This window comes from Mesorhizobium sp. M2C.T.Ca.TU.002.02.1.1, assembly GCF_003997225.1.
Map to the genome: position 1 here is coordinate 1 of NZ_RZTO01000382.1, position 5,667 is coordinate 5,667.

At 64.3% G+C, this 5,667-nt stretch carries 5 protein-coding genes and 1 pseudogene; 4 read left to right on the forward strand and 2 right to left on the reverse strand.

Features of this window, described 5'->3' with window-relative positions; translation table 11 throughout:
- A pseudogene (locus EOD07_RS37720) lies at positions 1 to 347 on the forward strand (ribonuclease E/G); the annotation flags it as partial.
- 345 nt (positions 348 to 692) lie between these two features.
- On the opposite strand, the gene EOD07_RS19885 reads toward EOD07_RS37720, so the two are convergent.
- Together EOD07_RS19885 and EOD07_RS19890 are read right to left on the reverse strand one after the other, a co-directional pair.
- Positions 693 to 1,622 (reverse strand): glutaminase, encoded by a 930-nt coding sequence (locus EOD07_RS19885; protein WP_164772368.1) that lies wholly within the window; start codon positions 1,620 to 1,622, stop codon positions 693 to 695.
- Between the two features lie 5 nt (positions 1,623 to 1,627).
- The gene (locus tag EOD07_RS19890; protein WP_073989555.1) at positions 1,628 to 2,776 is read right to left on the reverse strand and encodes an aminotransferase class I/II-fold pyridoxal phosphate-dependent enzyme; all 1,149 of its coding nucleotides are present in this window, start codon (positions 2,774 to 2,776) and stop codon (positions 1,628 to 1,630) included.
- A 184-nt stretch (positions 2,777 to 2,960) separates the two neighbouring features.
- Between EOD07_RS19890 and EOD07_RS19895 the strand changes: the two genes are divergently transcribed.
- From EOD07_RS19895 to EOD07_RS19905, 3 genes are all read left to right on the forward strand, one after another.
- On the forward strand, positions 2,961 to 4,373 hold the full coding sequence (locus EOD07_RS19895; protein WP_071073369.1) for a M48 family metalloprotease: 1,413 nt from the start codon (positions 2,961 to 2,963) through the stop codon (positions 4,371 to 4,373).
- Between the two features lie 60 nt (positions 4,374 to 4,433).
- Positions 4,434 to 5,261, forward strand: a complete 828-nt coding sequence (locus EOD07_RS19900; RefSeq protein WP_040983114.1) for a DsbA family protein — start codon at positions 4,434 to 4,436, stop codon at positions 5,259 to 5,261.
- Between the two features lie 131 nt (positions 5,262 to 5,392).
- Positions 5,393 to 5,667: type II 3-dehydroquinate dehydratase (locus tag EOD07_RS19905; protein WP_127236684.1), on the forward strand; the 275-nt coding region annotated here is incomplete at its 3' end.

Here is a 5,667-nt window from a genome sequence, read left to right on the forward strand (position 1 = left end):
CTCCCACCGCCGCCAATGACGACGCCGAGGTCGCGGCGGCCGAGAAGCCGAAAAAGCCCCGCCGTTCGAGGGCCAAGAAGGCGGCCGAGGAAACCGTGGCCGAGACGATGTCGGAGCCTGTGGCGGAAGCCCAGGTCGCGCCTGTGGCTGTCGAGCCGGAGCCGGCGACTTCCGCTCCCGCGGCGGCAGAGGCCGAGCCTGCCGCCAACGCGCATCCGACGCGGCGCAAGCCACAGTCGATCGACGCGCCGGTTGTACCCGTGGTGTCCTCTAACGTGTCCGACGAGGCCAAGGCCGAGGACAAGCCGAAGCGCGCCGGCTGGTGGCAGCGCAAGGGCTTTTTCTAAGCCTTTCAGGCCGTTAGACTGATCTTTTAAAAGAATCCCGCGTCACATCGGCGCGGGATTCTTTATTCCGCGCAGCCCCATTCCCCAGCATAGGGATTTTGACCGGTTGGCTATGTTTGGGTTGGCAGGTGGTATGCCTTCTAGATTGGCCGAAACGCTGACCCAGTCGTCAGGCGGAGCAAGGAGCGAAGCGACGCGCGCAGACCCGAGGATCCATTCCGTGATGCGTGAGCGCTGCCGCGGTCCAGAATTCTGCTCCGCTGCACTCTTCGGTCAAAGTCACGGAATGGATTCCAGGGTCTCCGCGACGCCGCTTCGCGGCTGCTCCGCCCTGGAATGACGAGGTTAAGGCGCGAAGATCGACCAATTCATCATCCGGGCGAGCTTCTCCAGGGCGATGGAGCCGAGCTTGGAGTTGCCGTTCTCGTTGAGGCCGGGTGACCACACCGCCAGCGAAGCGACCCCTGGCACGATGCCGAGAATGCCGCCGCCGACACCGCTTTTGCCGGGAATGCCGACGCGGAAGGCGAAATCGCCGGAACCGTCATAGTGGCCGCAGGTCAGCATCAAGGCGCCAATGCGGCGCGCCCTTTCGGCCGACACGACCGAATGCCCGGTCGCCGGGTTCCGGCCGCCATTGGCGAGGAACCGGCCGGCCATGGCGAGCTGGCGGCAGCTCATCGCAATCGCGCAATGATGGAAATAGACACCCAGCGCGAGCTCCGGCTCATGATGGAGATTGCCGAAGGATTTCATGTAGTTGGCCAGGGCGAAGTTGCGGTAGCCGGTGGCCCGCTCGGAGGCGGCGACCTCGCGGTCGATGATGATCGTCTCGTCATCGGCGAGGAACTGGATGAAACGCAGGATTTCGCCGATCGCCTCGCGCGGTTGATGGCCGGCGAGCAGGACATCGGAAACGACGATGGCGCCGGCATTGATGAACGGATTGCGCGGGATGCCGTTCTCGTGCTCGAGTTGGACGATAGAGTTGAACGGATTGCCGGACGGCTCGCGGCCGACGCGATGCCAGAGCGCATCGCCGACCTTGCCCAGCGCCAGCGTGAGCGTGAAGACTTTCGAGACGCTCTGGATCGAAACGGGCTGGTCGGCGTCGCCGGCAAGAATGACGCGGCCGTCATTGGTCACTGCGGCGATGCCGAATTTCTTCGGATCGACCTTGCCGAGCTGCGGGATGTAGGTCGCCACCTCGCCGCGATCGCTGCGCTCCGCCATTTCGGCGGCCACGTCCGCCAGTGCTTGCTCGAGTTCAGCCATGGCTTCTATTTCAGCCAGCGTTCGATGCGCGCCAGCGCCTCGACCATGTCGTCATGGCTGCCGGCATAGGAAAAGCGCATGGTGCGATGGCCCTGCAACGGGTCGAAATCGCGACCGGGCGTCGCCGCGACATGCGCCTCGGCCAGCATCTTGCGGGCAAAGGCCATGCTGTCATTGGTGTGGCGGGTGACGTCGCAGAAAGCATAGAAGGCGCCGTCCATGGGTGCTGCGAGCGCAAAGCCGAGTTCCGGCAGACGCGTCATCAGAAGGTCGCGGTTCCAGGCATACCGCGCCTTCACCCTTTCGAGCTCCTCCGTCGCCTTGAAGGCCTCGATCGCCGCGATCTGCGACAGTTCCGGCGGCGAGATGTAGAGGCTCTGGGCGACGCGCTCGACCGGCCGCACCAGTTCTTCCGGCAACACCATCCAGCCGATGCGCCAGCCGGTCATGCAATAATATTTCGAGAAAGAGTTGATCACGGTGACGCCGGCGCCATGCGCCAGCGCGGTGACATCGGGAGCCGCATAGGCCAGACGGTGATAGATCTCGTCCGAGATCACGGCGATGCCGAGTTCTTCGGCGGTCTTGACCAGCGCGGCGAGCTCGTGCGCCGGTATGACCGCGCCGGTCGGATTGGCGGGGCTGGCGAACAGCACGCCCTTCAGCGGCTTCTCGCGATGCGCGGCCTTCAGATGCTCGGCGTGCAGGTAGGCGTCCGTGCCGAGCTCGATCTCGGCGATCTCGATGCCGAGCGCGGCCATGATGTTGCGGTAGGCGGGATAGCCGGGCGCGGCGATAGCGACGCGGTCGCCCGGATCGAACATGGCCAGGAAGGCCAGGTTGAAGGCGGCCGACGAACCGGTCGTGACGGCAATGCGCGACGGCGCGACGTCGATCCCGTAATGCTCGCCATAATGCGCCGCGATCGCCTTGCGCAGATCAGCCAACCCTAAGGCATCGGTGTAGCCGATGCGACCGTGCCTGAGCGCCGCGGCTGCCGCCTCGCGGACACCGACCGGCGCAGGGTCCGACGGCTGGCCGACCGCCATCGACACGACGGGCACGCCAGTGGCCTTCAGCCGGTTGGCTTCGGCCAGGATGTCCATGGCGTGGAACGGCTCGACTTCCCCCCGGCGCGAAAGCGAAACGACCATTTGACCTCTTCCAACTGCCTATTTCGGTGAATTATGGACGCAAGCAGCGCAGACTTGCCTTTGAGCTGCCCTAGTTAAAGGGACAGCGCCGCACAAATGCCCGATTGATGTGGGGATCACAAGCGCGCAGGAAGTTGCCGGCGCCGACTTTTCATCTTTCGCCCGCTCGTCTACCAGTGGACCTATGTTGAGCCGACCCCGACCATCGATTGGCAAATCGCCCCCCCTCAGCCGAGCCGCGCGCGGTTTCGCGACGCTTATGCTTGCCGCGGCCGTTGCCGTTTCGAGCTCGGTCAGCGCCTTTGCGCAAGGCGTGCCGGTGGTGCGCGACGCCGAGATCGAGGCGCTGGTGCGCGACTATGCCCGGCCGATCTTCAAGGCGGCGGGGCTCGCCAATGACGGCATAGACATCGTGCTCGTCAACGACCAGAGCTTCAATGCCTTCGTCACCGGACGCCGCCTGTTCATCAACACCGGCGCGCTGGTGACCGCCGAGACGCCGAACGAGATCATCGGCGTCATCGCGCACGAGGCCGGCCATATTGCCGGCGGCCACCAGCAGAAATTGCGCGACCAGCTCGACCGAGCCAAGACCATGGCCATCATCGCCACGCTGCTCGGTGCCGGCGCCATGGTGGCCGGCGCCACCACCAACAGCCGCGGCCTTGCCGGCGCGGGCGTGGGCGTCGCCGCCGGCGGCGGCGAGATGGCGCAGCGCTCGATCCTTGCCTATCAACGCACCGAAGAGATCACCGCCGACCGTTCGGCGATCGCCTATCTCAACGCCACCGGCCAATCCGGCATGGGCATGCTGAAGACCTTCGGCCGCTTCCAGAGCGCGCTGTCGCTCGCCGGCACCCAGGTGGATCCCTACCGGATCAGCCACCCGATGCCGCAGGAGCGCATCGCCAACCTCGAGGTGCTCGTCAAGCAGAGCCCCTTCGTCAACACGATCGACCCGCCGGCGCTGCAGCAGCGGCACGACATGATGCGCATCAAGATCGCCGCCTACATGCAGGGTCAGGCGGCCGTCGCGCGGCTGATGCGCAAGAACCCGGCCAGCCTCGCCTCGCGCTATGGCGACGCGCAGCAGACCTATCTCTATGGCAATCCAGGCGCGGCACTGACCAAGACGGCAGCGCTGATCAAGGAACAGCCGAAGAACCCCTATTTCCAGGAATTGCGCGGCGACATCCTGATGAAGATCAACAAGCCGAAGGACGCGGCGGACGCCTATGCCAAGGCGGTCAGCCTCGATCCCGCACGCTCCGGCCTGCTGCTGGTCTCCCTCGGCCAGGCGCTGATGGCGGTCGGTACACCCGATTCGCTCAGGAAGGCCGTCACCCAGCTCAACAACGGCGTCGGGCGGGACAAAGAGAATTCCGACGCTTATCGCTTTCTGGCGCAGGCCTATGGCGAACTCGGCGATGTTCCGGCCGCAGATCTCGCCACCGCCGAGGGTCATTACTATTCGGGCGACTACAAGAACGCGAAGATCTTCGCCATGCGCGCTCAACAGAAATTGAAGCGCGGCGAACCCCGCTGGGTCCGCGCTCAGGATATTATAAACTACACGCCATCGAACAAACTCAAATGAACCTCCCGGGGCGTTGGCCGCGACCAAGGCGCACCAGGAAAGGCAAAAGGATCGACAATCATGAACAAGGCAATCCTGCTTGGCAGTGCTGGCGGTCTGGCGGTGGCGCTCGGCATGCTGGCCTTCGGCTTTGTGGCGGGAAACCCGCAGGCCGCTAAGGCCGACACCGTGCAAGTGGCGCAGGTCACGTCCTCCACCGATACCAAGGCCTCCGCCGACACAAAGATCGATCGCAAGGAGGTCGAGGGCATCATCCGCGATTATCTGTTGAAGAACCCGGAGGTACTGCTCGAGGTGCAGGACGCGCTCGAGGCCAAGCAGAAGGAAGAGCAGCGGCTCGCCGCGCTCGGCGTCATCAAGGATTCCAAGGACGAGATCTTCAATTCCACCTTCGACGGCGTCGTCGGCAACCCGAAGGGCAAGGTCACGATCGTCGAGTTCTACGACTACAATTGCGGCTTCTGCAAACGCGCCATCGAGGACATGCAGGCGCTGACCAAGTCCGACCCGGACCTGCGCTTCGTGCTGAAGGAGTTCCCGATCCTCAGCCCGGATTCGCAGAAGGCCAGCGTCGTCTCCATGGCGTTCCACCTGATGCATCCGGAGAAATACGGCGAATTCCACACCGCGCTGCTCGGCGGCCAGGGCCGCGCCACCGAAGCGACCGCCATCAAGGTGGCGCTTTCGCTCGGCGCCGACGAGGCGGCGCTGCGCGAGAAGATGAAGGATCCGCGCATCGCCGAAACGCTGTCGCGCACCTATGACCTTGCGACGAAATTGTCGATCACCGGCACGCCGTCCTATGTGGTCGGCAACGAGGTGATCTTCGGAGCGCTCGGCCAGCAGGTTCTGGCGGAAAAGATCGAACAGGCCAAGAGCGCGCTGTAAGCGCTTGCGGATGCAGAAGCCGGCCGCTGTGGACAGCGCAAGAACGCACTTGCGCTCTTTTCGCGGGCGGCTATGCCCATTATAGAGGCCAGTGCGCCGGCTCGGGGCCGGCGTGGAACAAGGTCGCCATATTGAAAACGATTTTCGTCCTCAACGGTCCCAATCTCAATGCGCTCGGCAAACGCGAGCCGGGGATTTATGGCGGCAAGACGCTCGCGGCCATCGAGGAAGACTGCAAGGCGGCAGGCGCCGCGCTCGGACTCGAGATCGATTTTCGCCAGTCCAACCATGAGGGCGATCTGGTCGACTGGATCCAGGAAGCAGGCGACAAGGCTTCCGGAATCGTCATCAATCCCGGCGCCTACAGCCACACCTCGATCGCCATCCACGACGCCATCCGCTCTAT

What these genes read in the sequence shown, in the direction of transcription:
- EOD07_RS19895 (WP_071073369.1), top strand. Translation starts at nt 2,961, where the DNA reads ATGTTGAGCCGACCCCGACCATCGATTGGCAAATCGCCCCCCCTCAGC.
- EOD07_RS19890 (WP_073989555.1), bottom strand. Translation starts at nt 2,776, where the DNA reads ATGGTCGTTTCGCTTTCGCGCCGGGGGGAAGTCGAGCCGTTCCACGCC.
- EOD07_RS19885 (WP_164772368.1), bottom strand. Translation starts at nt 1,622, where the DNA reads ATGGCTGAACTCGAGCAAGCACTGGCGGACGTGGCCGCCGAAATGGCG.
- EOD07_RS19900 (WP_040983114.1), top strand. Translation starts at nt 4,434, where the DNA reads ATGAACAAGGCAATCCTGCTTGGCAGTGCTGGCGGTCTGGCGGTGGCG.